Genomic DNA, 23,537 nt, shown 5'->3' with positions numbered 1-23,537 from the left:
CGGATACCGATCGCCTGCGATCATCGACACCATGGCCACCTCCGACGCCGTCGGCCGTACCGCCGACCTGGCCCGTGCCCTGCGCTCGACCCTCCGCGGCGAGGTCCGCTTCGGGGCGGCCGAGCGCGCGGTCTACAGCCAGGACGCCTCCAACTACCGCCAGGTGCCGCGCGGCGTGGTCAAACCCGCCGACGCGGACGACGTCCGGGCCGCGGTGGCCCTGTGCCGCGAGTACGGGGTGCCGGTGGTGCCGCGCGGCGCGGGCACCAGCATCGGCGGGCAGGCGACCGGACCCGGCGCCGTGGTGCTGGACTTCCGCCGCCACCTGAACCGCGTCCTCGCCGTCGACCCCGGCACCCGCACCGCCCGGGTCGAACCCGGCGCCGTCCTGGACGACCTGCAGGCCGCCGCCCGCCCGTACGGGCTGCGCTTCGGGCCCGACCCGTCCACGCACAGCCGCTGCACCCTCGGCGGCATGATCGGCAACAACGCCTGCGGCGCCCATTCGGTCGCCTGGGGCCGCACCTCGGACCACCTGCACTCGCTCGACCTGCTGCTCGCCGACGGCACCGAGCTCACCGTCGGCGGCCCGCTCACCCCGGCCGGGCGCGACCGGCTCGCCGCCCGGACCGGCCGCGCCGGCGAACTCCACCGCGCCCTGCAGGCCCTGGCCGCCGACCACCTGGCGCTGCTGCGCCGCGCCATGCCCGCCCTGCCGCGCCGGGGCTCCGGCTACGCGCTGGACGCGCTGCTGCCCGAGCACGGCCACGACCTGGCGCGGGCGCTCGCCGGGTCGGAGGGCAGCTGCGCGGTGCTGCTGGGCGCCACCGTCGGCCTGGTCGACGCCCCCGCCGCCCGGGCGCTGGTGGTCGCCGGGTACCCGGACGAGGCGGCCGCCGCCGACGCGCTGCCCGACCTGCTGCCGCTCGGGCCGCTCACCGCCGAGGGGATGGCCGCCGACCTGCTCGCCGCCCTCGCCGCGGCGGGCCGCCGGCCGGCCGTCCTCGACCGGCTGCCGGACGGCGCCTGCTGGCTGTTCCTGGAGACCGGCGGGGCGGACACCGCCGAGGCCGCGGACCGGGCCCGCACGCTGGCCGCCGCCGTCCGCCGCACCCCGCGGGCCACCGTCACCGTGCTGGACGACCCCGGGGAGCAGCGCCGGCTGTGGGCCGTGCGGGAGGCGGCCGCCGGGATCGTCACCCGGCTGCCCGACCCGGCCGTGCCGGGCGGCGTCCCGGCCTGGCCCGGCTGGGAGGACTCCGCGGTCCCGGTCGAGCGGCTCGGCGACTACCTGCGGGCGCTGCGCGGGCTGCTGGCCCGGCACGGCCTGCGCGGCGTCCCGTTCGGGCACTTCGGGGAGGGCTGCGTCCACCTGCGGCTGGACTTCCCGCTCGCCGAACGGCCTTGGGTCTTCCGGGAGTTCATGGAGGAGGCGGCCGACCTGGCGGTGGCGCACGGCGGCTCGCTCTCCGGTGAGCACGGCGACGGGCAGGCCCGCTCCGAGCTGCTGTCCCGGATGTACCCGCCCGAGGTCCTGGCGCTGTTCGGCCGGTTCAAGCGGATCTGGGACCCGGAGAACCTGCTCAACCCCGGCGTCCTGGTCGACCCGCGCCCGCTCGACGCCGACCTGCGGGTCGCCGGCCGCTTCCGCGCGCTGCCGCTCGCCCTGCCGTACGAGCGCGACGGCGGCAGCCTGCTGAACGCGGTGCACCGCTGCGTCGGCGTCGCCAAGTGCGTGGACACCGCGAGCGGCGTGATGTGCCCCAGCTACATGGCGACCGGCGAGGAGCGGCACTCCACCCGCGGCCGGGCCCGGCTGCTGGCCGAGATGCTGCGCGGGGAGCTGGTCACCGACGGCTGGCGCTCGGCGGAGGTCCGGGAGGCGCTCGACCTGTGCCTGGGCTGCAAGGGCTGCGCGAGCGAGTGCCCGGTCCAGGTCGACCTGGCCACCTACAAGGCGGAGTTCCTGCACCAGCACTACCGGTGGCGGCCGCGCCCGCGCTCGCACCTGGCGCTCGGCTGGCTGCCGCTCTGGCTGCGCGGCGCCGCGCTGGCCCCGGGCCTGTTCAACGTCCTCGCGCGGCACCGCGGCGCGGCGGCGGTGCTGCGCCGGGCGGCCGGCATCGACCGGCGCCGCTCGCTGCCGGCGCTGCCGCCGGAGACCTTCGGACGCTGGTTCCGCCGGTACCGCGCCGCCCACCCCGAACCCGTGGGGGCCACCCCGGTGCTGCTCTGGCCGGACTCGATGGCCGACCTGCTCGACCCGGCGCCCGCGCGGGCCGCCGTGCTGGCGCTGGAACGCCTCGGCTTCGCGGTCCGGCTGCCGGCCGGCCGGGTCTGCTGCGGCCTCACCCTGGTCTCCACCGGCCAACTCTCGCTCGCCCGATGGGTGATGCGCCGCAGCCTGGCCCGGCTGCCGCCCGACCTCCCGGTGGTCGGCCTGGAGCCCAGCTGCACCGCCACCCTGCGCGAGGAGTGGCCGCGCCTGATCGGTGAGCACCGGCTGCCCGCCAGGGTGCGGACCTTCGCCGAGCTCCTGGACGACCACGGGGTGGACCTCCCCCGCCTGGGGGACACCGCCCTCACCCAGGTGCACTGCCACCAGCACGCGGTGCTCGGCACCGACGCCGACCGCCGGGTGGCCGAGCGCCTCGGCCTCGCCAACACCGTCCTGGACTCCGGCTGTTGCGGCCTGGCCGGCAGCTTCGGGATGGAGCGCGGCCACTACGAGGTGTCGGTGGCCGCCGCCGAACGGGTGCTGCTGCCCGCCGTCCGCGCGGCGGCTCCGGACACCCTGCTGCTCGCCGACGGGCTCAGCTGCCGCACCCAGATCAACGACCTGGCCCCGGGCCACCGCCCGCTGCACCTGGCCGAAGTGGTCCTCCGAGCGCTCGGGATCAACTGAATCGTGGGCGAATTGGTGAAACATGTCACCACTTCGCACCGTGCCGGTGGGCAGCTCGGACGTGTAGGTTCCTGCGTCCAAGGGGAGGCGCTCACCACGCGTCAGTCCCCGCGCAGATCCCCCCGTCAACAGCTCCTCCGACGAGAGAGACACGAGAGATGTCTGCACACGACCCTACGGACCACCCACCGCAGCGCCTCGGCGTCGTCGCCGAGTCGACCGCCGGTGAGACCCGCGTGGCCGCCACCCCGGCGACCGTCCGCGGGCTGCTCGCGCTCGGCTACGAGGTCGTGGTCGAGTCCGGAGCGGGCTCCGCGTCGGGTTTCACCGACGCGGCGTACGTCGAGGCCGGCGCGGGCATCGGTGACGCCTGGGCCGCCGACGTCGTGATCAAGGTCAACGCCCCGAGCACCGGCGAGATCGCCCGGCTGCGGGACGGCGCCACCCTGGTCGGCCTGCTGTCCCCCGCGCTCCGCCCGGACCTGCTGGAGGCCCTGTCGGCCCGTCCGGTGACCGCGCTGGCGCTGGACGCGGTGCCCCGGATCTCGCGCGCCCAGTCGATGGACGTGCTCAGCTCGATGGCGAACATCGCCGGCTACCGGGCGGTGATCGAGGCCGCGCACGTCTTCGGGCGCTTCTTCACCGGCCAGGTCACCGCCGCCGGCAAGGTCCCGCCCGCGAAGGTCCTGGTGGCCGGCGCGGGCGTGGCGGGCCTCGCCGCGATCGGCGCCGCGTCCAGCCTCGGCGCGATCGTCCGGGCCACCGACCCGCGGCCCGAGGTCGCCGACCAGGTGAAGTCGCTCGGCGGCGAGTACCTGCCGGTGAACGTCACCCAGGAGGCCAGCACCGACGGCTACGCCAAGGCCACCTCCGCCGACTACGACCGCGCCGCCGCCGAGCTCTACAGCGAGCAGGCCAGGGACGTGGACATCATCGTCACCACCGCGCTGATCCCGGGCCGGCCCGCGCCGCGCCTGATCACCGCCGAGGACGTGGCGGCGATGAAGCCCGGCAGCGTGATCGTCGACATGGCGGCCGCCCAGGGCGGCAACGTCGCGGGCACCGTCGCGGGCCGCACCGTGGTCACCGACAACGGCGTGACCATCATCGGCTACACCGACCTGGCCTCCCGGCTGCCCGCCCAGGCCTCGCAGCTGTTCGGCACCAACCTGGTCAACCTGCTGAAGCTGGTCACGCCCGGCAAGGACGGCCGGCTCACCCTCGACTTCGAGGACGTGGTGCAGCGGGCGGTGACCGTGGTCCGCGAGGGCGAGACCACCTGGCCGCCGCCGGCCGTGTCGGTCTCGGCCGCCCCGGCCGCCCAACCCGCCGCCGCGCCGGCCGCCGCCGCGCCCGAGCCGTCCCGGCTGACCCCGGCCGTCCGGTACGGCCTGATCGGCGCCGGCATGCTGGCGATGTTCCTGCTGGTCGCCTTCGCCCCGGCCCAACTGGCCGCCAACTTCACGGTGTTCGCACTGGCCGTGGTGATCGGCTACTACGTGATCGGCAAGGTCCACCACGCGCTGCACACCCCGCTGATGTCGGTGACCAACGCGATCTCCGGAATCGTGATCATCGGCGCGCTGCTGCAGATCGGGCACGAGAGCACGCTGGTCACCGTACTGGCGTTCGTCGCGATCCTGCTGACCAGCGTGAACATCTTCGGCGGCTTCGCCGTCACCCGCCGCATGCTGAACATGTTCTCGAAAGGCTGAGCCACGATGACATCCACGACGGCCTCCCACGCCGCCGACCTGGTCGCGGCACTGCTCTTCATCCTCAGCCTGGCCGGGCTCTCCCAGCACCGCACCTCCCGCGCCGGCGTCGTCTACGGCATCGCCGGCATGGCCCTCGCCCTGGTCGCCACCGTGGTGGTGGCCGCCCAGTCGATCTCGGCCGGCGCGGTCGCGCTGATCCTGATCGCGATGGCGATCGGCGCCGTGCTCGGCATCTGGCGGGCCCGCAAGGTCGAGATGACCGAGATGCCCGAGCTGATCGCCGTGCTGCACAGCTTCGTCGGCCTGGCCGCGGTGCTGGTCGGCTGGAACAGCTACCTGGAGGTGGAGGCGCACGGCGCCGCGCAGACCGCGGTCGGCGCCGACCTGCTGGGCATCCACCACGCCGAGGTGTTCATCGGCATCTTCATCGGCGCGGTCACCTTCACCGGCTCGATCGTCGCCTTCCTGAAGCTGTCCGCCCGGATCGCCTCCCGGCCGCTGGTCCTGCCCGGCAAGAACCTGCTCAACCTGGGCGCGCTCGGCGCCTTCGTCGCCCTGACCGTCTGGTTCACCGTCAGCCCGAACCTCGGCCTGATGATCGCGGTCACCGTGCTGGCCCTGCTGCTCGGCTGGCACCTGGTCGCCTCGATCGGCGGCGGCGACATGCCGGTCGTCGTCTCGATGCTCAACAGCTACTCCGGCTGGGCGGCGGCGGCAGCGGGCTTCCTGCTCGACAACAACCTGCTGATCGTCACCGGCGCCCTGGTCGGCTCCTCCGGTGCGTACCTCTCGTACATCATGTGCAAGGCGATGAACCGCTCCTTCATCTCCGTCATCGCCGGCGGCTTCGGCATCGAGGCGCCGTCCGGCGGCGACCAGGAGCAGGGCGAGCACCGCGAGATCCGCGCCCAGGAGGCGGCCGAGCTCCTCTCCCGGGCCGGCTCGGTGGTGATCACCCCTGGCTACGGCATGGCGGTGGCGCAGGCCCAGCACCCGGTCGCCGAGCTCACCCGCCGGCTGCGCGAGCGCGGCGTCGAGGTCCGCTTCGGCGTCCACCCGGTGGCCGGCCGGCTGCCCGGGCACATGAACGTGCTGCTCGCCGAGGCCAAGGTGCCGTACGACATCGTCCTGGAGATGGACGAGATCAACGACGACTTCTCCGACACCACCGTGGTGCTGGTCATCGGTGCCAACGACACCGTCAACCCGGCCGCCACCGAGGACCCGACCAGCCCGATCGCCGGCATGCCGGTGCTGAAGGTGTGGGAGGCGGAGCACGTGGTCGTGTTCAAGCGCTCGATGGCCTCCGGCTACGCGGGCGTGCAGAACCCGCTCTTCTTCCGGGAGAACAGCAGCATGCTGTTCGGCGACGCCAAGCAGAGCGTGGAGGACATCCTGCGCGCCCTCGACGCCGACGCCCCCGACGAGGCGGCGAACCGCAGGCCGACCGCGGTCGGCCGCTGAGAACGGGCACGACGGAGGCCGGGTGGATCGTCCACCCGGCCTCCGGGCCGTTCAGTCCTGGATCCGCCGCCAGGGCTGCTCCGCCTCCAGGGCGTAGGCGAGTTCGAGCAGCGTCCGCTCCCGGCCGTGCCCGGCGGAGAGGTGGACGCCCAGCGGCAGTCCGGACGCCGTCACCCCGGTCGGCAGCGACAGGCCCGGACCGCCGGAGACGTTGTTGACCGGCGTGAACGCCACGTAGTCCTGCAGCCGTCGCAGCAGTTCCTCGAACGGCACGTTCGGGCTGAGGTGGCCCAGCTCCGGGGTGGTGTGCGCCAGGGTCGGCGACAGGATCGCGTCGTACGTCCGGAACAGCCCGGCGTACTCCGCCTCCACCGCCCGCAGCCGGCGCAGCACGCCCGGGATCCGCGTCCACTCGCGGGTGAAGACGCCGCGCAGGCCCAGCGTCAGTCCGTCCAGCCGCTTGGCGCGGAAGCCGCGGTCCAGCACCAGCCGGCCACTGGCCGCGATGACGAACGCGATGTAGCCCCAGTACAGCGTGAAGTCCCGCTGGAACTCGGCGCCGAACGGCAGCACCACCGGGTCGATCGTGTGGCCGAGCGCCTCCAGCCGGGCGGCCGTGCGCTCGACCGCGGCCCGGGTCTCGGCGTCGCTGGCCACCACCGGGGAGTCCAGCACCAGCCCGATCCTCCTGGGCTTGCCGCCCGGCCCTTGGACCAGGCCCAGCGGCGGCAACGAGGCGTTGCGGTGGTGGAGTTCGGCGGCCGCCAGAAAGGCGGCCGTGTCGCGCACCGAGCGGGTCAGCACCCCGTCCGTCACCAGGTCGATCGGCAGCCGGCGGCCGTCCTCGTTGAGCACCAGCCGGCCGCGCGTCGGCTTCAGGCCGACCAGCCCGCAGGCCGCGGCCGGGATCCGGATCGACCCGCCGCCGTCGTTGGCGTGCGCGATCGGCACCACCCCGGCGGCGACCAGCGCGGCCGAACCGCCGGACGACGCGCCCGCCGAGTGGCCGGTGCTCCACGGGTTGCGCACCGGGTCGGCGGCCGCGTACTCGGTGGAGGCGTTCAGCCCGAACTCCGGCAGCCGGGTCTTTCCCAGCACCTGCAGACCGGTGGACAGGAACTGGCCGGCGAACCCCGCCGTCCGGCGGGCCGGCCCGGCCCGGAACGCCGCCGAGCCCTGGTTGGTCGGCAGGCCGCGCAGGTTCACGTTGTCCTTGAGGAAGCTCGGCACGCCGTACAGCGGCGCATCGCGCTGCGCCGCCAGCCGGGGCGCGTGGTACGCGGCGTGCGCCACCGGGTTGAGCGCGCCGTCCACCGACTGCGCCCGCCGGGACGCCGCCGACGCCAGCTCCGCCGGGCTGACCTCGCCCTTGCGGACCAGCTCCGCCAGCGCCACCGCGTCGTGCTCCCCGAGCGCGTCGTCCCCGAACGCGTGCACCCGCTCCGCCGCCATCCGGCTCCCCCTCGTCGCTACCAGTCGGTAATACCGCACAGTTGGCTGGAGTGTAGGCCGCCCGCGCTCCGACCCGGAACCCCCCGCGCCGTCCGCCCTCCGCCGACGCCCCGACGCCCGACCTGCACGCCGTCCGGCCGGGGGCCGCGAAACACCCTCGGTCGAACGGGATCCGGCGGCGCGGGCTTCGCCCTACCATCCCCTCATGGCGACTCTCAGCACCGTCGAGGCGGACAAGATCCTGGCCGACAACTTCGCGCCCTGGGTGCAGGCCCTCGGCCTAACCGTCACCGAGACCGGGGAGCGGCACGCCGTGCTGCGGCTGCCCTGGTCCGACCAACTCGCCCGGGAGGGCGGCGGCATGTCCGGGCAGGCGCTGATGGCTGCGGCCGACACCGCGACCGTGGTGGCGATCTCCGCGGCCCGCGGCGGCTTCGGGCCGATGACCACCATCCAGCAGTCCACCACCTTCCAGCGCGCCGTGGTCGGCACCGACGTCCTGGTCACCGCCCGGGTCACCAAGCTCGGCCGGCGGCTCGGCTTCATCGAGGTGACGCTGTGCGCCGAGGGCGAGGAGGAGCCGGCCGCGCACGCCACCACCGTGTACGCCTTCCCGGGCTGAGGTCCACGCCTCCTTCGGCCGCACGCCCGCGAACCGGCGCCGTCCAACCCCTGTTCGCCGCCCCTACCGCGCAGTAGCCTCGCCGGGCCGAACCACCCACCGGCCGGCCCGACCTGGAGGCTGCATGCGCACCGCCCCGCCCACCCGCCGCCCCGCCCGCGTCCTGCTCACCGCCGCGCTCTGCGCGCTGACCCTCGGGGCGGCCGCCACCCCCGCCGCCGCCGACTCCGCCGCCTCGGCCCGCAACCACCCCGCCGAGTACTACCTGGCGCTCGGCGACTCGCTCGCCGCCGGCTACCAGTCCCTGCCGGGCGGCGGCCACGTGGTGGGCCGCGGCTACGCCCAGGACCTGGCCCGCACCCTGGAGGGCCGCGCACACGCCGCGGGCCGCCCGTTCTCCTTCACCGACCTGGGCTGCCCCGGCGAGACCTCCGGGTCGATGGCGGACGGCGGCTGCCGCTACCCCCACTCCTGGTCCGGATCCCAACTGACCAACGCCGTCTCGTACTTGAAGGCTCATCGCAAGGACCGGGTGGTGGTCACCCTGGACATCGGCGCCAACGACGTGGACGGCTGCGCGAGCGGCGGCAGCCTCGACCTGCCGTGCGCGCTGAACGGCATCGCCACCGTCCGCCGCAACCTCGACCGGATCCTCGGCGAGCTGCGGGCCGCCGCCGGGCCGCACACCCGGATCGTCGGCATGAACCTCTACGACCCGTTCCTGGCCGCCTGGTTGACCGGCGACCAGGGCAAGGCACTGGCCACCCTCTCGGTCCCGCTCGCCGGGGCGCTGAACGGCGTCATCGAGCAGGTCGACGCCGCGCACCGGGTGCCGACCGCCGACGTGGCGGGCGCCTTCGACACCGGCGCCTTCCTGCCGATGGTCCCGCTCGGCGGGCAACTCGTGCCGCTCAACGTCGCCCGGGTCATGCAGTGGACCAACATGGCGCGCGGCGACATCCACGCCAACGACGCCGGCTACCAGGTGATCGCGGACGCCTTCCTCGCCGAACTCTGAGCCCCGGGCACCGCCGGGCCCCGGGCCTCACCGGGCGCTGCGCCCTCGGCCCCGCCGGGCTCCGCGCGCACGGGTGTGGCTCCGCGCGCACGGGTGTGGGCGCCGGCCTCTCCAGCCGGCGCCCACCCGCTCGGGGCCCGTTCCCGCTACTCCGCGCAGATCGTCGTCACGAACTCCGCCACCCGCTCCTGCGGCAGGTGCCGGGCGATGTCCGCCTCACTGATCATCCCCACCAGCTTGTGGTCGGGGTGGTTGATCACCGGCAGCCGCCGCACCAGGTGCTGCTCCATGATCCGCAGGACCTGCTCGGCGTCCTCGTCCTCCTCGACCACCATCGGGCGTCCGACCGCCAGGTCGACCGCCAGGACGGTGCTCGGGTCGTGGCCCTCGGCCACGCACTTGAGGACGATGTCCCGGTCGGTGAGGATCCCCAGCAGCTTCTGGTTCTCCCCGCAGATGGGCAGCGCGCCCACGTCGCGCTCCCGCATGATCCGCGCCGCATCGGCCAGCGTCTGCTGGTCGCCGATGCACTCGGCCCCCGCGTGCATGATCTCTCCGGCTGTGGTCATCTCGGGCCTCCCGCGTCCGTGGCCGATCGCCCCGCCCTCTCCTCTCCATCCTCTGCCGCTCCGCCCGCACCCGCCACCGGGGCCCCGTCGGCGGCCGCCCGGGCCGTCGGGGGCTCCAGCGGGTCGCGGGCCAGCACCTCGTCCAGGGCCGGGAGTTCGAGCTGCTCCATCTCGCGCTCCACCTCCTTGACCGCCTCCACGGGCGACTTCCCGTTGCGGTCGGTGGCGCTCTCCAGGAAGCGCAGCAGCTCCACCGGGAACGGCAGGACCAGGGTCGAGTTCTTCTCCGCCGCGACCTCCACCACCGTCTGCAGCAACCGCAGTTGGAGTGCGGCCGGGGTCGCGCTCATGATCGCCGCCGCCTCCGAGAGCCGCGCCGACGCCTGGAACTCGCCGTCCGCGGTGATGATCCGGGCCCGCCGCTCCCGGTCCGCCTCGGCCTGCCGGGCCATCGAGCGCTTCATCGACTCGGGCAGCGCCACGTCCTTGATCTCCACCCGGTCGATCTCGACGCCCCACCCGAGGGCGGGCGAGTCCAGCATCAGCTCCAGGCCCTGGTTGATCGGCTCGCGGTTGGCCAGCAGGTCGTCCAGCTCGCTCTTGCCGATGATCGACCGCAGCGAGGTCTGCGCCACCTGCGACATCGCGAAGCCGTAGTCCTGCACGTTGACGATCGCCTTCACCGGGTCGACCACCCGGAAGTACACCACCGCGTCGACCCGCACGGTCACGTTGTCCCGGGTGATGCCCTCCTGCGCCGGGATCGGCATCGTGACGATCTGGACGTTCACCTTCCGTATCCGGTCCGCCACCGGCATCAGCCACGCCAGACCCGGACCCCGCACCTCGTCCTGCACCCGGCCGAACCGGAACACCACACCCCGCTGGAACTGCTGCACCATCCGGACGCTCAGCCCGGCGCAGACGGCCAGCACCACCAGCAGCGCCACCAACGCGTCAACAACGATCATCGCCGTCACCTCGGACCCGACAGAACCCCGGACCCCACGTCCACGCTACTCCGCGCGTGCCCGGTCGCCGCGCGTCCTACCATCGGCGCCATGGAGCACCCGCCCGTCCTCGACCCCGCCCCCGCCGCCGAGGCCGCCCGCACCGTCGCCGAGCTCGACGACCAGGTGGTCCACTGCCGGGCCTGCCCCCGCCTGGTCGCCTGGCGCGAGGAGGCCGCCCGCACCAAGCGCCGCGCCTACCTGGACCAGGAGTACTGGGCCCGCCCGATCCCCGGCTTCGGCCCCACCGACGCCCCGCTCGCCCTGGTCGGCCTCGCCCCCGCCGCCCACGGCGGCAACCGCACCGGCCGCATCTTCACCGGCGACCCCTCCGGCGACCTGCTGTACGCCACCCTCCACCGGCTCGGCCTGGCCAACCAGCCGCACTCCACCTGGCGCGACGACGGCCTGCGGCTGCACGGCGTGCGGATCACCGACCCGGTGCGCTGCTGCCCGCCCGACAACAAGCCCACTCCCGGGGAGCGCGACACCTGCCGGCCCTGGATCGTCCGCGAGCTGCTGCTGATGCGCCCCACCCTGCGCGCCGTCGTCGCCCTCGGCGGCTTCGCCTGGCAGGCCCTGCTCCCCGCCCTCGCCGCCGCCGGCTGGCAGCTCCCCCGCCCCCGTCCCGCCTTCACCCACGGCGCCCACGCCGTCCTCCCCGCCACCGACGGCGGCCCGCCCCTCCACCTCTACGGCTGCTTCCACGTCAGCCCCCGCAACACCTACACCGGCCGCCTCACCCCCGCCATGCTCACCGACCTCCTCGCCGAGGCCGCCGCCACCGCCGGCCTCCGCTGACCGGCGCTGACCGGCGCTCCCGGGGTCAGCGCAGCTCCGGCGGCCGCTGCCCGGCCTCCCGCCACACCGCCGGGAGCTGTTCGCGGACCAGGTGCATCTCGCCCAGCTGAAGCCCGTACAGCACCCCGTACCCGAAGCCGCCGTCCGAGAGGGTGCGGACGGTGCGGGCGGCGACGGCCGCGTCCTGGTGCCGGCCGAGCAGGTCCTGCAAGGTCTTCATCCGCGCGGTGAACCCGGCGGCCGGTTCGCCGACCGCCTCCCCCGCGTAGCGGGCCCGCTTCGCGGCCTTCCGCGCCTCGTGCAGGGCGCCCTCGGTCGCCCCGCCGGGCCCGGCGGCCAGCGCGGCCTCCACCCGGACCGCGGTCCGGCGCCACTCGCGGCGCAGCACCCGGGTCGCCTCCGGCCCGGCCGGCTGCCGGGCGCGCTTCGACAGCCTCGGGTCCCGGGCGAGCTCGGCGAGCTCCCGGGTCAGGTCCCGCCACCGTCCGCCGCCCAGTTCGGCGAGCACCTGCGGTCGGCTGTCCGCCGCCTGCCGGGCGGACCACCGGGCGAGGTCGGCGAGCACGCCGTCGCGCCCGCCGTCCGCCGGCAGCTCCCGCGCCTGGGCGAGCAGCCGCTCCGCGAGCACCTCCCCGTCGCGCGCGTCGCCGAGCGCCGCGCCGACCTCGCGCAGCCGCCGGACCGTCCCGCCGCGGTCCCCGTCGAGCAGGCCGCGGTAGGAGCGCAGCGCGCCGCGCAGCCGCCGGGCCGCGACCCGGAGCTGGTGCACGGAGTCGGCCTCGTCGGCACGGACGGCCGCCTCCAGGTCGAGGACCCGCGCGGCCTGCTCCCGGATCCGCGCGGCCAGCAGTTCCCCCGCCGTCCCCCGCACTCTCCGCGCCAAGGCCGTCCACCTCCCGCCGTCTCCCAGCGTAGGCCCGCGCGACGGCGCGCGATCGGCCCGGCGCGCCGCCGACCGGGGCCTGCGGCCGGCTGCCTACGGTGTGCTGCATGAGCGATCCGGAGCAGAACAAGGCGACCGCGAAGGCCTTCTACCACCTGATGTTCAACGAGTGCCGGCCCGCCGACGCGGTCGAGCGCTTCGTCGGTGACACCTACATCCAGCACAACCCGCACGTCGGCGACGGCAAGCAGGCGTTCGTCGCGTACTTCGAACGGATGGCGGCGGAGTACCCCGGCAAGCGGGTGGAGTTCCGGCGGGTGGTGGCGGAGGGCGACCTGGTGGTCCTGCACTGCCACCAGGTGTGGCCGGCCGAGGAGTACGCCGGGATCGACATCTTCCGGTTCGACGCGGACGGCCGGATCGTCGAGCACTGGGACGTGCTGCAGGTGATCCCGGCCACCTCCGCGAACGGCAACTCGATGTTCTGACACGGCCTTCACACGCCCTCTGGCATACTCCAACACCATGACCGACAACCGTGCGACCAGGGCCCTGCGGGCCGCGGTGTTCACCGCGCTCGCCGTGCCGCTGGCCGCGCTGGGGCAGGTCGTGGTCACCGGGCGTGCGCTGCCGCTCACGCTGGTGGCGGTGGCGGGAGTCGCGGTCTTCGCGCTGGCGCTCGCGCTGGACGGCGCACGGCACCGGTTCTGGCAGCTCGCCGCGATCCTGGTGCCGGTCGAGCTGGTGCTCAACACCGTGTTCAACCTCGGCCAGGATGCGTGTGCCAGTGCCGCGCAGACCCACGGCATGAACCTGCTGGTCTGCGGTGGCGACTCGCTCACCGACGGCTCGCCGCTGGCCGGCCTGACCGGCACCTCCACGGGCGCCCTCCAGGCCCTGGTCCTGGCGGTCCACCTGGCGCTCGCACTGGCCGCCGCCGCCTGGCTGCGCCTGGGCCACGCCGCGCTGTCCGGCCTCGCCGACGCGCTCTCCGCACTCGCCGCGCTGCTGCCCTCCCCGTGGCGGTCGCTGCTGCTCGCGGTGCTCCCGGCCTGCCCGGCCGTCCTCCTCCCCCCGCCCGGCCACGCGGACTCCCCGGTCCGGCCGCAGGGCGTGGTCCCCTCTCCCGCTCCCCGGCGCGGTCCGCCGGCGCTCGCGCTCGCCGCCTGACACCGTCCGTTCGCACGGACCTGTCGGCCGCGACGCCCTCCCAGCGCCCCCTTTCCCTTCACCGGTACGAGGCCGCGCCGCGCGCGCCCGTACGCCGAGGAGTCGACGGACCACCATGAGCAACAACAACACCACCACCGGCAACAACCGCCCGACCGCCCGCCAGCGCCTGCAGGAGGCGCAGCGCCGCGAGGCCAAGGCCGCCGCCGTCCGCCGCCGCGCGGTGATCGGCGTCAGCGTCCTCGCCGCCCTCGCGGTGGTGGGCGGCGCGACCGCGATCGCGATCTCCACCGCCGACGGCGGCAGCTCCGCCGCCGCCTCGTCCGCACCCGTGGTCACCCCCGCCAACACCTCCGGCCCGGACGGCACCGTGGTCGTCTACGGCAAGGCCGACGCCCCGCACACCCTCGCGGTGTACGAGGACTTCCGCTGCCCGGTCTGCCAGAAGCTGGAGGCCGGCGCCGGACAGTCGATCACCCAGCTCGCCGACGACGGCACCTACAAGATCGAGTACCACCTGGCCGCCTTCCTCGACAGCAACCTGGGCGGCAAGGGCTCGCACACGGCGCTGGCCGCCGCCGGTGCGGCGCTGGACGAGGGCCCGGACAAGTTCAAGAAGTTCCACGACGTCCTCTACGCCAACCAGCCCGAGGAGCGCGAGGACGGCTTCGGCGACGTCAACCGGATCCTCGAACTCGCCGACCAGGTGCCCGGCCTGAAGACCGAGGCCTTCACCAAGGCCGTCACCGAGGGCACCTACCTGCCCTGGGCCGACAAGGTCGCCGCCGCCTTCGACAAGAGCGGCGTGCGCGGCACCCCGACCGTCCTCCTCGACGGCAAGCAGCTCAACGTCTTCGGCCAGAACGGCAGCCCGCTCAGCGGCGACCAGTACACCGCGCTGGTCCGCCAGACGGTCGGGGCCTGACCCATGACCGACAGAACCCCCGCCACCAGCGGCGCCCCCGTCACCGACGGCGCCCCCGTCGCGGTGCCCGTCGCCGCGAGCCGCCGCTTCGGCTGGCTGCTGCTGATCGGCGGCCTGCTCGGCCTGGCCGCGTCCGCCGTCCTCACCGTCGACAAGATCCGGCTGCTGAAGGACCCGTCCTACTCGCCGTCCTGCAACATCAATCCGATCATCAGCTGCGGCTCGATCATGCGCACCGCGCAGGCCGAGGCCTTCGGCTTCCCCAACTCGCTGATCGGGCTCGCCGCGTTCGGCGCCGTCACCGCGATCGGCGCCGGCGTCCTCGCCGGCGCCGCCCACCGCCGCTGGTTCTGGCTCGGCCTCCAGGCCGGCACCACCCTCGGCCTCGGCTTCGTACTGTGGCTGATCGACCAGGCCCTCTACGAGATCGGCGCGCTCTGCCCGTACTGCATGGTCGTCTGGGCCGTGGTCTTCCCGCTCTTCTGGTACACCACCCTGCACAACCTCCGCACCGGCGTCGTCCCCGCCCCCCGCTGGTGGCCCGCCGTCGCCCGCCGGCACTGGATCGCCCCCGCGCTCTGGTACCTGGGCATCGCCCTGCTGATCCTCAACCGCTTCTGGTACTACTGGCGCACCCTGCTCTGACCCGGCCCGCACGACGGCCCCCACCTGCGGCTTCGCAGAGGGGGCCGTCGGCATGCTCCCCGCGGGCCGTCCGCGCGCTCGACCGGGCTCCGCACGCGGCGCCAAGGGCCCGAGTGGGCCCGTCTGGCCATCAGAGGCGCCGCGCGGTCCAGGACTTGCGCCACGGATTGCACGGGCCGAGGCTTGAAGCAGGTGGTGTTGGCCCGCAGCATCGCGGCGGCTGGACATCAGGTCGTCGAGTCCGCCGCTTCCCGCTCGTCCTCATGGAGGAGCCATGGCTGTCAGGATCGGGGCCGATGTGCAATCCGACGTCACCGGGAGAGGCAAGTCCTCCTGGCGTCAGAGATGTGCCTCGTACATTGCGGACCTGCAATCCCAGGTTGACAGGCTGCGCCCCCTGGTGGCACACGAGAACATCAGCATCGTCAACATGGCCGACAAGCATCTGGAAGCTGCCCGGCAGGCCGTCACGACACCGGTGGGGCTGCGGGCGATATGGTCGGGCTCCGCCGTGGACAGGGCCTGGCCGAATCTCCACAAGACCGAAGAGGCGATTCTCCGGATATCCCCCAGGGCCGACCTCCGATGGTGCGGGGCGACCGTGCTCGCCAAGGCGGAGCAGCACCTCGGAGCGCAGGACCCCCGGAGGAGGCTCCTGGAAGGCCACCTGAACGACAACAGCCACGAACTGGACGAGCACTTCCGGGATCTGGCAGTTCGCACGCTGCAGGCGGCCAATGATGCGGCGGACTCGGAGCGGGCCCAGGTCCGGACGTTCCGCAATTTCCTGCTGTGCTCCGTGTTCGCCCTGACGATCCTCGTCGTCCTGTCCCTGGCCTGGGGATTCCTCTACCCGGAAGCCCTGCCGGAGAAGACGTGCTTCTACCCCAACGGCCAGCGGCAGTGCCCTGTCGGCGCCGGCGCGCCTTCAGGTGCCGACCTGATGCTCGTGGAGTTCATCGGGATGTGTGCGGCCGCGGTGGCGGGCGCGATCTCGCTCCGGCACATCCAGGGCACTGCGACTCCCTACATGGTGCCGATGGTGCTCATGCTGCTGAGGCTTCCGATCGGCGCGCTCTCGGCCCTCCTGGGAATCATTCTGGTGCGCGGGCAGTTCGTCCCCGGCCTCACCTATCTGGACACCAGCGGCCAGATCGCCGCGTGGGCGATATTCTTCGGCGTCGCCCAGGAGTCCATCACCCGGATGATCGATCAGCAGGGAAACCGCGTGCTCGACAATGCCCGGGGATCCATGAAGGAATTTGCCACCGTGCCGACGCGGGAGTGACAGGGGACCGACACAGTAACCGTGGACGGCAAGACCGCGCGGCTCGCGCACCGACCACGGCTCGGCGCCGGAGACGACCAGGTTGGGCCGGAACCGGTCCATCGGAACGGCCGGGTCTCCGGTGTCCACGGCGATGTGCCGGTTGAGCGCGGCGAGCGAGGCGGTGGTGGTCAGCAGCACCGGGTAGCCGTCGGCCATGCTGGTGCTGGCGTGCCCGCGGCCGTTGTCGTAGTCGACGGGCCGGCTGGTCGCGGGGTCGCCGAGGTGGAGCAGGCGGACGTCGCCGAGCCGCGCGCCGAGCCATGGCTCGGTGCGGCTGTCGGCCGGGAGCACGGGGAAGCGGGAGCCGAAGACGTCGGCGAGGGCGGGCGCGGCTCCTGTCGGCGCGCTCGGCCGGGCCACGTGGATGGACTCGCCCGCCGGGTCGAGGACGGTCAGCGAGCCGTCCGGATGCGGCAGTGCCCGGTAGCGGGCGAGAGCCGGGTTCTGGCGCTGGGTCAGTGCGCGGCCGGCAGGGTCGGCGAGCATCCGTCTCCGGTCCCCGGCCAGGCCCCACGGCTCGGCCTTGACCTGCGCGGGGTCCAGGCCGCGGGCCGACTTGAGCGGGTAGACGTGGAGTGCGGTCAACCGGGGCACGACGGTGATCCCTCTGCGGGAGGGGTGTGCCGCCCCCGGGGCCGGGTGGCTGATCCCGGGGGCGGCACGTTGTCGATCAGGGTCGGCGGTCAGTGATCGGCCTTCCCGCCCCGCACCACGCAGGAGGCGTTGTTCTCCCAGCCCCAGCCGTCACCGTCCGGGTCCGACGACGCACTCGCGCAGTACGGGTACCCGTTCGGCGCCTTGCTCGGCAGCGGCGACGCCGTCGCACCGGTGTCGGCCTTCCCGCCCCGCACCACGCAGGAGGCGTTGTTCTCCCAGCCCCACCCGTCACCGTCCGGGTCCGACGACGCACTCGCGCAGTACGGGTACCCGTTCGGCGCCTTGCTCGGCAGCGGGTCGACGACCGGGGACTGCGACTGGCTGGGCCGGTCGTAGATCGTCGCGGGCCGGGCGGTGGCGGCGATGCCGTTGGCGCCGTTGAAGAAGCGGTTGCCCCACGCGGTCAGCGAGTTCTTGTCGAAGTTGTTGACCAGGTCGAGGTACTCCACGCCGCCGCCGTTGCCGCTCCAGGACCAGCCGATGTAGCCGACCGAGAGCGACTGGGCGGTGGCCATGATGGCGTCCTCGTCGGGGTTGCCGTCACTGTGCTGGGCACCGAACTCGCCCACCACGATCGGCAGTCGGGCGTTGACGTAGCTGCCGAGGTAGCTCTGTACCTCGGCCGCGGTGTCGTAGACGCCGTACATGTGGATCGAGAAGATCGTGTTGCGGTCGGTGTCCGCAGCGAACACCGATGCCGCGTTGTCGCGCATGGTGTTGGACCAGTCCTGGCCCCAGTTCGGGCCGTCGACCATCAGGGCGTGGTGCAGGCCGGCACCGCGGATCTTGGCGACGGCACTCTTGGTGGCCGCCGTCCAGGCGCTGTAACCGGTGTTGCCCCAGGGCTCGTTGGCGATGTTGACGACGGCGTAGCTCTCCTGGCCGTCGAGGACGCTCTTGTTGTCGACCCAGAACTGTGCGGCCCGGTCGAGGGTGGTGGCGGCACCGTCCTCGCCGTACCCGGTGGCGTCGTGGACCTCCAGGACGCAGACGACCTTGGCGGCCTTGCACTGCGCGATCAGCGCGGAGATCTGCGCGGAGCTGGTGCGGGTCCAGCGGTCGCCGTTGCTGAGCACGACCCGGACGGTGTTGGCGCCCTTCGCGGCGATGTCGGCGATCGCGGTGGTCTGGCCGGGGTACCAGGCGTACGCGTGGTTGACTCCGCGCATCACGAACTGGCTTCCGTTGGCCTCGTAGATCCGGCCGTTGCTGACGTGGATGCCGGAGGCGGCGGCCTCGGCGCTGTTCGGGGTGAACCCGAAGACCGAGAACAGCAGCCCGAGGACGGCTGCGACCGCTGCTCCGACGGCCGTGAGCGCCCTGCGGCTCGGCGGCTTTTCCATGGCTCTCCTCACATCGTGGGGGTGGGGGTCCGGCCGGCCGACGCAGGTCGAGGCAGGGCCCCGGGCAGCGGGGCCCTCGACAGGCGGAGGGAGCACGGTCAGGCCGATCGTCAACGGCGCGCTCGTCTACCCGCCAGAGGTGGCGGCGGGGACCTGGCAACGTTGTCGAAGAGATGCTGACACGCCGCCAGTCACTGGTCAATGGAGGGCACTTAACCGATTAATCTTCCGCGTCCTCCGCATCCCGGAACGACGTCGGGCCGGACCCGCCCGAGGGCGGACCGGCCCGCAGGGGGTCGGAGCACGGCGCTGCGCCTACAGCACCGCTCGCGTCGGTTCGACGCAGAAGACCGCCTCCCGCACCTGCTCGGCGGTCGGCACGCCCGCACCGCGCACCCGGACGGTGGTGCGCTCACCGGGCAGCAGGGTGATCAGCCCGCGGTCGGCCGAGGCGGCGGGGTCGATCCGGTCGGCCTGCAGCAGCAGGTCGCGGACCAGCGTGCGCGCGGTGACCACGACGTCGACGGCGGCACCGCCGGCGGCATCCTCCACGGCCTCGACCGCCAGCTCGAACTCGGGCTTGGGATAGGCGAACACCTTGTCGGCGACCGGGAAGTGGACGGCCCGCAGGCCGTCCGCGTCGGCGACCAGGTACTCCCTGGCGGAGCCCTCCCCGGGCAGCAGTTCGGCCGGAACGGGCAGCTGGTGGACGGCGCGGGGTCCGGCGGTGAGCTGCACGGCGCTCTCGGCCAACAGCCGGCCGTCGGCATCCAGGCGGCGCAGGCGCAGCGTGGTGCTCCAGGCCTCGGCGGCCTGGTTGACCAGGGCGATCCGGGGAGCGCCGTCGCGGTCGGCGGGCTGCAGGGTGAGCAACCGGTCGGCGTAGAGCCTGCGCAGTTCGTGGTGGAGCGGCTTGAGCCGACCGTCGCCGTCGATCGCCGCCCAGGAGGAGACCGGCCAGCAGTCGTTGATCTGCCAGACCACGGTGCCTGCGCAGCGCGGCCAGTGCGAGCGCCAGTGCTCGATGCCGGTGGCGACGGCGCGGGCCTGGACCACCTGGGTGAGGTAGTGCCAGCGGTCGAAGTCGGCGGGCAGCTCGAAGTGCCGCGCCACGCCCCGGTCCAGCTTGCCGTTGCCGTCCTCCGCCTTCTGGTGGTGCAGCATGCCGGGCGAGTCGGCGGCGAGCGCCTCGGTGGGCAGCGCGCGGCGGATGGTGGCGTACGCGGGCGGGGCCTGCCAGCCGAACTCGGCGACGAAGCGGGGGACGGAGTCCCGGTACTCGGCGAAGTCCTGCCGGTTCCAGACCTCCCAGGAGTGATGGGTGCCGTGGTCGACGTCGTTGGGGTGGTGGTCCCAGCTGTCGGACCACGGGCTTCCGGCGGCGTAGGGGCGGGTGGGGTCGAGTTCGGCGACGATCCGGGGCAGCACGCCCAGGTAGTAGCCCTCGCCCCAGGAGTCGCCCCCGAGCTCCTCCTCCCAGCCCCAGTCGCGGAAACCCCACAGGTTCTCGTTGTTGCCGTTCCACAGCACCAGCGACGGGTGCGGCATCAGGCGGACGACGTTGTCGCGGGCCTCGGCCTCGATCTCGCCGCGCAGCGGCTGCTCCTCGGGGTAGGCGGAGCAGGCGAACAGGAAGTCCTGCCAGACCAGCAGGCCGAGTTCGTCGCAGGTCTCGTAGAAGGCCTCCTGCTCGTAGATGCCGCCGCCCCAGACCCGGATCAGATCCAGGTTGGCGTCGGCGGCCTGCTGCAGGCGGGTGCGGTACCGGTCGGGGGTGACCCGGGTGATCAGGGTGTCGTCCGGGATCCAGTTCGCGCCGCGGACGAACAGCGGTTCGCCGTTGACCGCCAGGGTGAAAGGGGTGCCGGTCTCGTCGGCGGTGCGGTGCAGCTCGACGGTCCGGAAGCCGATCAAGCGGCTCCAGCCGTCGAGCGGGGCGTCGCCGTCGGCGAGGGTCACGTCGAGCTCGTAGCGGGGCTGGTCGCCGTAGCCGCGGGGCCACCAGAGGGCGACGTCGGCGGCCTCCAGGGTGAGGACGCCGGTGTCGCCGTCGAGGACGGCCTCGGCGTGCGCGCCGGCGACGGAGGCGCGGACGGTGAGCGGGCGCCCGGCGCCGTTCTCGGTGCGCTCCAGGGTGAGGTGGAGCTCGACCCGGCCGGTGGAGCCGTCGACGGTGACCAGCGGGCGGACCTCGGCGAGCCGGGCCGTGGACCAGTGCTCCAGGCGTGCGGGCTTCCAGATGCCCGCGCCGGGCAGGGTCGGGCCCCAGTCCCAGCCGAAGCTGCTGGCCATCTTGCGGATGTACTGGAAGGGCTCCGGGTACACGTTGGGCCGGTCGCCGACCAGGGCGCGGACCCGTTCGGCCTCGGTGTAGGCGCTGGTGAACCGCACCTCCAGCTCGCCGGCCAGGCCGGTGGCGTCGAAGCGGTAGCGGCGGTGCATGTTGCGGGTGGAGCCGAGCTCGGTGCCGCCGAGGGTGATGGTGGCGGCGGTGTCGAGGCCGTCGAAGACCAGGTCGGTGCGCTCGTGGCGGCTGTCGTGGGCGGGCAGGTCGAGGGTGTAGGTCCAGTCGCGGCGGCCGACCCAGGCCACGTCCGACTCATTGGCGTCCAGGAACGGGTCGGGGATCAGCCCGGCGTTCAGCAGGTCGGTGTGGACGCAGCCGGGCACCGCGGCGGGCAGCCGGTCCTCTCCGTGGTGCAGGCTCCAGCCCTGGTCGAGCGGGGTGGTGTCCTTCATCTGTGCGGCTCCTCGTGGACGTCGGGCGGACCGGTGGTCGAATGTGCGGCGCGAGCAGAACCGTAACCCGGCGGGGCGACCCTGTCTATAAACCGGTTACGTGAATACCTTGATGGTTTCAGTCGTCGCCATTAAGGCATCAAGCTGCGAGTATGCTGGGGTCCAGCCTCCAGGGATGGCCACAGAGGCCGCTCCGACCAAGGAAGAGCTTTACCGGTTCATGCAGGATTCGGCCGGCAGGCCGCCGTCGGCGGCGCACGTCGCTCCCCGCCGCCGAACGCCCGCAGCCGGCCTGCGGGCGCGGGGTGGCGCGCGCCGCAGGCCGGCGGAGGGACCGTCGGGGCGTCAGTACGTGCTGCAGGTCGTCCCGTTGAGGGTGAAGGCGGTCGGGGTGCCGTTGGTGCCGGCGGTGGAGGTACCGCTGAAACCGAAGTTCACGCTGCCGCCGGCCGCGATGGCGGTGTTGTAGGACGCCGGGTTGCCGGCCGTCACCTGCTTGCCGGACTGCGTGCTCACCGCGTTCCACATGGAGCTGACCTGCTGGTTCCCGGGGAACGAGAAGACCAGCTGCCAGCCGTTGACGGTGGCGCTCCCGGTGTTCTTGATGGTCACGTCGCCGTTGAAGCTGCCGCCCCAGTCGGACAGGACGTAGTGCACCGCACAGTTCCCGGCCGGGGCCGGGGTGCTGGACGAGGCGGAGGGGGACGGCGGGGTCGACGCCGAGGCGGAGGGCGACGGCGAGGCCGACGCGGAGGTGGACGCGGACGGGCTCGGGCTAGGGCTCGGGCTCGACGTGCCGTCCATCAGGCCGGACTTGGCCCGCATCCGGTCGGAGTGGGCGCGGAACAAGGCGAGTTCGGGGGCTCCGGCCATGACGCCGAACTTGCCGTCCACGTTGTGGTCCTCGTACCACCAGAACGCGCTGCCGTCACCGCCGGCCGCTTCGAAGTCCGGGAAGATCTGGCTCCACCAGGCCGATCGGTCCACGTTGTGCACGTTGAACTCGCCCATGAAGAAGGGCTTTCCGACCTTGCCGTGGGAGTCGGCGATCCACGACCGGATCAGCGCCTTGGTCTGGTCGATGCTCAGGTTCGCCCAGGCCTCGGTCGGGTACGGGTGCGCCGAGGCGTAGTCGATGTACGGCGACTGCTGCACATACACGAACGGGTTGCCCTCGTCGCCGCCGAAGCCGTACGCGGTGCCGTGGCCCTCGATGCCGACGCCCAGCAGGTGCTTGGAGTCGATGCCCTTGACGAAGGCCCCCATCTCGTCGACCCAGGCCCGCAGCGTGGTGCCGTTGACGTTCTCGGCGGCGCTCTGCCCCTCGTAGCGGGGCTCGTTCATCAGGTCCCAGGCGAAGACGGTCGGGTCGTCCTTGTACTTGACGCCGCTGTAGTGGTTGACCCTGTTGAGCGCGTAGGACACGTAGTTCTTGTACGAGGTGAAGCAGCCGGGGCAGCGAGCCCGGTCGAAGAACGCGGCCCGGCCGGGCTGGCCGCCGGACACCCCCTCCCACTGGAGACGGGCGTCGATCCCGCCGTACGCCTCCCAGTAGTTCTCGAACACCGGGATCAGCCGGATGCCGTGGGCCTTCGCCGACTGGATGATGTAGTCGAACTGGGCGAACTCCTGCTCGTCGTAGACCCCCTTGGACCTCTCGAAGCCGTGCCAGTTCTCGTGGTTGAACATCCACAGCCGCACCACGTCGACCTTGTCCGCCTGCAGGTTGGCGAACTGTGCGTCGATCCGCGCCTTGTCCATGAACTGCGACTCGGTGTCCCCCGACGCCGAGCCGTAGGTGAACATGTCGTAGGTGTTGGTGCCCGCGAAGTAGTACTCCTTGCCGTTCAGGCAGAAGTGGACACCGCACCGGGTGGCGAACGCGTCGGCCGTGTCCGCCTGCGCGGTGTCGGCCCGTCCGAGGGTGAGGCCGCCCGCCGCGACGGCGGCGGCGAGCAGGAAGGCCGTCGGCGCGAGGCGCGAGGCGCGGCGGGTCCGGATTCTCTGGTGCACGCTGATCCCTTTCGTCCCGTGAGTGGGGGTGGGAGGGGCGGGTGGAAGAAGCGGTGCGGACGGCGACGGGTGTTGGGGCGTGACCGTCCGCACCGGGTCTTGCGGGGAGGTGCTCCTGACGCATGGGGCGGGGTTGTCAGCCACCCGCCAGATCGGCTGCTTAACCGATTAATGCACGGAGACCGTACGGGCGGTTAGACATCGTTGTCAACGGGTGGTTAACCGCTTGTTTCCAAGCTGGCCGGTCGGCGGGTACCGGGCTGCAGTGCGCGG

Annotated in this window: 18 protein-coding genes and 1 pseudogene; 11 read left to right on the top strand and 8 right to left on the bottom strand. The window is 73.2% G+C overall.

Going from position 1 to position 23,537, the window contains the following annotated elements; translation table 11 throughout:
* Positions 1–31 precede the first annotated feature (31 nt).
* The 3 genes from ABEB06_RS32325 (at position 32) to pntB (ending at position 6,087) form a co-directional block, all read left to right on the top strand.
* Positions 32–2,905 carry an FAD-binding and (Fe-S)-binding domain-containing protein gene (locus tag ABEB06_RS32325; RefSeq protein WP_345700456.1) on the top strand — a complete coding sequence of 958 codons (2,874 nt, stop codon included), beginning with the start codon at positions 32–34 and terminating at the stop codon, positions 2,903–2,905.
* 158 nt (positions 2,906–3,063) lie between these two features.
* Positions 3,064–4,620, top strand: a complete 1,557-nt coding sequence (locus ABEB06_RS32320; protein ID WP_345700455.1) for a Re/Si-specific NAD(P)(+) transhydrogenase subunit alpha — start codon at positions 3,064–3,066, stop codon at positions 4,618–4,620.
* A gap of 6 nt (positions 4,621–4,626) precedes the next feature.
* A complete protein-coding gene (gene pntB / locus ABEB06_RS32315) occupies positions 4,627–6,087 on the top strand; it encodes a Re/Si-specific NAD(P)(+) transhydrogenase subunit beta (protein WP_345700454.1) in 1,461 nt (486 codons plus the stop codon).
* 51 nt (positions 6,088–6,138) lie between these two features.
* Here the strand turns inward: pntB and ABEB06_RS32310 are convergent, their stop codons facing one another.
* The gene (locus ABEB06_RS32310; RefSeq protein ID WP_345700453.1) at positions 6,139–7,539 is read right to left on the bottom strand and encodes an amidase; all 1,401 of its coding nucleotides are present in this window, start codon (positions 7,537–7,539) and stop codon (positions 6,139–6,141) included.
* 205 nt (positions 7,540–7,744) lie between these two features.
* On the opposite strand from ABEB06_RS32310, the gene ABEB06_RS32305 reads away from it, so the two are divergent.
* Both ABEB06_RS32305 and ABEB06_RS32300 read left to right on the top strand, forming a co-directional pair.
* A complete protein-coding gene (locus ABEB06_RS32305; protein WP_345700452.1) occupies positions 7,745–8,161 on the top strand; it encodes a PaaI family thioesterase in 417 nt (138 codons plus the stop codon).
* Between the two features lie 124 nt (positions 8,162–8,285).
* On the top strand, positions 8,286–9,179 hold the full coding sequence (locus ABEB06_RS32300; protein WP_345700451.1) for an SGNH/GDSL hydrolase family protein: 894 nt from the start codon (positions 8,286–8,288) through the stop codon (positions 9,177–9,179).
* Positions 9,180–9,325: 146 nt separating this feature from the next.
* On the opposite strand, the gene ABEB06_RS32295 is transcribed toward ABEB06_RS32300, so the two are convergent.
* Positions 9,326–9,748 carry a CBS domain-containing protein gene (locus ABEB06_RS32295; RefSeq protein ID WP_345700450.1) on the bottom strand — a complete coding sequence of 141 codons (423 nt, stop codon included), beginning with the start codon at positions 9,746–9,748 and terminating at the stop codon, positions 9,326–9,328.
* On the bottom strand, positions 9,745–10,719 hold the full coding sequence (locus ABEB06_RS32290; protein ID WP_345700449.1) for a slipin family protein: 975 nt from the start codon (positions 10,717–10,719) through the stop codon (positions 9,745–9,747). Before ABEB06_RS32290 ends, ABEB06_RS32295 begins: the two co-directional genes overlap by 4 nt.
* Positions 10,720–10,809: 90 nt before the next feature.
* On the opposite strand from ABEB06_RS32290, the gene ABEB06_RS32285 reads away from it, so the two are divergent.
* Positions 10,810–11,559 (top strand): uracil-DNA glycosylase, encoded by a 750-nt coding sequence (locus ABEB06_RS32285; RefSeq protein WP_345700448.1) that lies wholly within the window; start codon positions 10,810–10,812, stop codon positions 11,557–11,559.
* A 25-nt stretch (positions 11,560–11,584) separates the two neighbouring features.
* Here the strand turns inward: ABEB06_RS32285 and ABEB06_RS32280 are convergent, their stop codons facing one another.
* Positions 11,585–12,442 carry a CHAD domain-containing protein gene (locus ABEB06_RS32280; protein ID WP_345700447.1) on the bottom strand — a complete coding sequence of 286 codons (858 nt, stop codon included), beginning with the start codon at positions 12,440–12,442 and terminating at the stop codon, positions 11,585–11,587.
* Between the two features lie 107 nt (positions 12,443–12,549).
* Between ABEB06_RS32280 and ABEB06_RS32275 the strand changes: the two genes are divergently transcribed.
* The 5 genes from ABEB06_RS32275 (at position 12,550) to ABEB06_RS32255 (ending at position 16,470) form a co-directional block, all read left to right on the top strand.
* Positions 12,550–12,930, top strand: coding sequence for a nuclear transport factor 2 family protein (locus tag ABEB06_RS32275; protein ID WP_345700446.1), 381 nt, complete (start codon positions 12,550–12,552; stop codon positions 12,928–12,930).
* 37 nt (positions 12,931–12,967) lie between these two features.
* Entirely contained in the window at positions 12,968–13,612 is a 645-nt protein-coding gene (locus tag ABEB06_RS32270) for a hypothetical protein (RefSeq protein ID WP_345700445.1), read from the top strand.
* Positions 13,613–13,727: 115 nt separating this feature from the next.
* Positions 13,728–14,537 (top strand): DsbA family protein, encoded by an 810-nt coding sequence (locus ABEB06_RS32265; protein ID WP_345700444.1) that lies wholly within the window; start codon positions 13,728–13,730, stop codon positions 14,535–14,537.
* A 3-nt stretch (positions 14,538–14,540) separates the two neighbouring features.
* Positions 14,541–15,182 (top strand): vitamin K epoxide reductase family protein, encoded by a 642-nt coding sequence (locus ABEB06_RS32260; RefSeq protein ID WP_345700443.1) that lies wholly within the window; start codon positions 14,541–14,543, stop codon positions 15,180–15,182.
* A 274-nt stretch (positions 15,183–15,456) separates the two neighbouring features.
* On the top strand, positions 15,457–16,470 hold the full coding sequence (locus tag ABEB06_RS32255; RefSeq protein ID WP_345700442.1) for a hypothetical protein: 1,014 nt from the start codon (positions 15,457–15,459) through the stop codon (positions 16,468–16,470).
* A 69-nt stretch (positions 16,471–16,539) separates the two neighbouring features.
* Here the strand turns inward: ABEB06_RS32255 and ABEB06_RS39425 are convergent.
* The 4 genes and pseudogenes from ABEB06_RS39425 to ABEB06_RS32240 form a co-directional block, all read right to left on the bottom strand.
* Positions 16,540–17,106: pseudogene (locus tag ABEB06_RS39425) on the bottom strand (MOSC domain-containing protein); the annotation flags it as partial.
* Between the two features lie 89 nt (positions 17,107–17,195).
* Positions 17,196–18,512, bottom strand: coding sequence for a cellulase family glycosylhydrolase (locus ABEB06_RS32250; protein WP_345700441.1), 1,317 nt, complete (start codon positions 18,510–18,512; stop codon positions 17,196–17,198).
* 315 nt (positions 18,513–18,827) lie between these two features.
* A complete protein-coding gene (locus ABEB06_RS32245) occupies positions 18,828–21,251 on the bottom strand; it encodes a glycosyl hydrolase 2 galactose-binding domain-containing protein (RefSeq protein WP_345700440.1) in 2,424 nt (807 codons plus the stop codon).
* A 345-nt stretch (positions 21,252–21,596) separates the two neighbouring features.
* Entirely contained in the window at positions 21,597–23,264 is a 1,668-nt protein-coding gene (locus ABEB06_RS32240; protein ID WP_345700439.1) for a cellulose binding domain-containing protein, read from the bottom strand.
* Positions 23,265–23,537: the final 273 nt, after the last annotated feature.

The organism is Kitasatospora terrestris (assembly GCF_039542905.1).
GTDB classification, from domain to species: Bacteria; Actinomycetota; Actinomycetes; order Streptomycetales; family Streptomycetaceae; genus Kitasatospora; species Kitasatospora terrestris.
Note: the sequence above shows the minus strand (reverse complement) of the source record. Positions and strands in the feature narration are given on the sequence as shown.

Bases quoted from the DNA above. Each gene is read 5' to 3' on its own strand.
- ABEB06_RS32325 (WP_345700456.1), top strand. From the start codon at position 32: ATGGCCACCTCCGACGCCGTCGGCCGTACCGCCGACCTGGCCCGTGCC.
- ABEB06_RS32320 (WP_345700455.1), top strand. From the start codon at position 3,064: ATGTCTGCACACGACCCTACGGACCACCCACCGCAGCGCCTCGGCGTC.
- pntB (WP_345700454.1), top strand. From the start codon at position 4,627: ATGACATCCACGACGGCCTCCCACGCCGCCGACCTGGTCGCGGCACTG.
- ABEB06_RS32310 (WP_345700453.1), bottom strand. From the start codon at position 7,539: ATGGCGGCGGAGCGGGTGCACGCGTTCGGGGACGACGCGCTCGGGGAG.
- ABEB06_RS32305 (WP_345700452.1), top strand. From the start codon at position 7,745: ATGGCGACTCTCAGCACCGTCGAGGCGGACAAGATCCTGGCCGACAAC.
- ABEB06_RS32300 (WP_345700451.1), top strand. From the start codon at position 8,286: ATGCGCACCGCCCCGCCCACCCGCCGCCCCGCCCGCGTCCTGCTCACC.
- ABEB06_RS32295 (WP_345700450.1), bottom strand. From the start codon at position 9,748: ATGACCACAGCCGGAGAGATCATGCACGCGGGGGCCGAGTGCATCGGC.
- ABEB06_RS32290 (WP_345700449.1), bottom strand. From the start codon at position 10,719: ATGATCGTTGTTGACGCGTTGGTGGCGCTGCTGGTGGTGCTGGCCGTC.
- ABEB06_RS32285 (WP_345700448.1), top strand. From the start codon at position 10,810: ATGGAGCACCCGCCCGTCCTCGACCCCGCCCCCGCCGCCGAGGCCGCC.
- ABEB06_RS32275 (WP_345700446.1), top strand. From the start codon at position 12,550: ATGAGCGATCCGGAGCAGAACAAGGCGACCGCGAAGGCCTTCTACCAC.
- ABEB06_RS32270 (WP_345700445.1), top strand. From the start codon at position 12,968: ATGACCGACAACCGTGCGACCAGGGCCCTGCGGGCCGCGGTGTTCACC.
- ABEB06_RS32265 (WP_345700444.1), top strand. From the start codon at position 13,728: ATGAGCAACAACAACACCACCACCGGCAACAACCGCCCGACCGCCCGC.
- ABEB06_RS32260 (WP_345700443.1), top strand. From the start codon at position 14,541: ATGACCGACAGAACCCCCGCCACCAGCGGCGCCCCCGTCACCGACGGC.
- ABEB06_RS32255 (WP_345700442.1), top strand. From the start codon at position 15,457: ATGGCTGTCAGGATCGGGGCCGATGTGCAATCCGACGTCACCGGGAGA.
- ABEB06_RS32250 (WP_345700441.1), bottom strand. From the start codon at position 18,512: ATGGAAAAGCCGCCGAGCCGCAGGGCGCTCACGGCCGTCGGAGCAGCG.
- ABEB06_RS32245 (WP_345700440.1), bottom strand. From the start codon at position 21,251: ATGAAGGACACCACCCCGCTCGACCAGGGCTGGAGCCTGCACCACGGA.